Consider the following 2,183-nt stretch of genomic DNA (forward strand, 5'->3'; position numbering starts at 1 on the left):
GCCGCCGAGGAGCGCAGCGTTTCGCGGATCAGGGCTCGCAGCTGTTTGAGCGAAGCGAGTTCTGCGAGACCCCGCGAAACGCGAGCACCGCAGGGGAGCCCGAAGGGCCGGCATAGTGGGGCCGACCGCGCCGTGCCGCATACCGGGCGCCTCCAAAAAGAACAAAGGAAGGCGCCAACAAAATGCTGACAGTCAAAAACATCCACCAGTACTACGGCGGCTCCCACATCCTCAGAGACGTGAGCTTCGAGGCCACGCTGGGCAAGGTCACCGTATTGCTGGGCCGCAACGGCGTAGGCAAGACCACGCTGCTCAAGTCGCTCATGGGCCTGGTCCCCATCAAGAGCGGCAGCATCGAACTCGAAGGCAAGCCAATCCACAAGGCCACGCCTTACGACAGGGCAAGAGCAGGCATCGGCTTCGTCCCCCAGGGCAGAGAGATCTTTGCCAGGCTCACGGTCGAGGAAAACCTGCGCATGGGCCTGGCCTACAAGAGCGGCAGCACGCCCATTCCGTCGGAGCTGTTCGACCTGTTCCCCGTGCTCAAGCAGATGATCAACCGGAGGGGCGGCGACCTCTCCGGCGGCCAGCAGCAGCAGCTTGCGATCGCCCGCGCGCTCGCGCCCAAGCCCAAGCTCTTGATCCTCGACGAGCCCACCGAAGGCATCCAGCCCAGCATCATCAAGGACATCGGCCGCGTCATCCGCATGCTGGCCGACCGCGGCGACATGGCCATCGTGCTGTGCGAGCAGTACTACGACTTTGCGCAGGAGCTGGCCGACGACTACCTCGTGATGGAGCGCGGCGAGGTCATTGCGCGCGGCCTCGGCAAGGACATGGAAGCGCAGGGCGTGCGCCAGCTCGTCGCGATCTGACAACGGGCCACGGGCCGGCATCCCGGTATCAGCCCCGCAGCATCGCCGTATCGGCAGAAATTCAGGGTTTACCCTAAAATCAAGCCTCTGCCCGCTGCCGCCGGGCACCCTCCCAGGAGCCTGGCCTTGAACGCCTCCCCACCCGCGCTGGACGGCGCGGACACCGACATTTCCGTTGTTTCCCCCGTCGCACGGCCCGTGAATTTCCTGCGCGCCGTGCTTGCGCTCGGCGTCGGCGGCTTCGCCATCGGCACCGGCGAGTTCGTGATCATGGGCCTCTTGCCTGAAGTGGCGAAGGACATCGACGTCAGCATTCCCCAGGCCGGCCACGTCATCAGCGCCTATGCGCTCGGCGTGGTCATCGGCGCCCCGGTGCTCGCGGTGCTGGCGGCCGGCTGGGGCCGCCGCGCGCTGCTGATCGCGCTCATGGCCGTGTTTGCCGCCGGCAACTTCGCGAGCGCGATGGCGCCCGGCTACCTGTCGCTCAACCTGCTGCGCTTTGCCACCGGGCTGCCGCACGGCACCTACTTCGGCGTGGCCGCGCTGGTGGCCGCCACGCTCGCGMCGCCCGGGCGCCGGGCGCGCGCCGTGGGCCTCGTGATGCTGGGGCTCACCGGCGCCACGCTGGTGGGCGTGCCGATCGCGGCCTGGCTCGGCCAGCTGTTCGGCTGGCGCGCCGCCTTCGTGTTCGTCGGCCTCATCGCGCTGGCGGCCGTGGCGCTGCTGCGCCGCGACATCCCCGACCTGGCCCCGCCCGCAGGCGCCAGCCCCTGGCGCGAGCTCGGCGCGCTCAGGCGCAAGCAGGTGTGGTTCACGCTCGGCATCGGCGCCATCGGCTTCGGCGGCATGTTCTCGGTGTTCAGCTACATCAAGCCCACGCTGATCGAAGTGGCGGGCCTGCCGCTGGGTGGCGTGCCGTTCGTGCTCGCGCTGTTCGGCCTGGGCATGGTCACCGGCAACCTCGTCGGCTCGCGGCTGGCCGACAAGTCGCTGATGCGCACCATCGGCGGCCTGCTCGTCTATGCGGCGCTGGTGCTCGCGATGTTCTCGTTCGCAGCGCACCATGTGGTCGCCGCGGCGGTCAACGTGTTTCTCATCGGCACCACCGTGGCCATCGGACCGGCGCTGCAGATCCGCCTGATGGACGTGGCCGGCGACGCGCAGACGCTCGCCGCGGCGCTCAACCACTCGGCCTTCAACATGGCCAATGCGCTGGGCGCCTGGCTCGGCGGCGTGGCCATTGCGGCCGGGCTGGGCTGGACCTCGACCGGGTGGGTGGGTGCGCTGCTCGCGCTCGCGGGCATGGGG

The 2,183-nt window shown here is 68.9% G+C and carries 2 protein-coding genes; both read left to right on the forward strand.

Going from position 1 to position 2,183, the window contains the following annotated elements; translation table 11 throughout:
* Window positions 1–182 precede the first annotated feature (182 nt).
* Window positions 183–875, forward strand: a complete 693-nt coding sequence (urtE, locus tag AC1DOC_RS30480) for an urea ABC transporter ATP-binding subunit UrtE (RefSeq protein ID WP_015866784.1) — start codon at window positions 183–185, stop codon at window positions 873–875.
* A 126-nt stretch (window positions 876–1,001) separates the two neighbouring features.
* Window positions 1,002–2,183 (forward strand): MFS transporter (locus AC1DOC_RS30485; RefSeq protein ID WP_478131206.1); only part of this gene is annotated, 1,182 nt, incomplete at its 3' end.

It is taken from the genome of Variovorax sp. 01T439_2 (assembly GCF_056398445.1).

Coding starts and splice junctions, on each gene's coding strand:
- urtE (WP_015866784.1), top strand. CDS start 183: ATGCTGACAGTCAAAAACATCCACCAGTACTACGGCGGCTCCCACATC.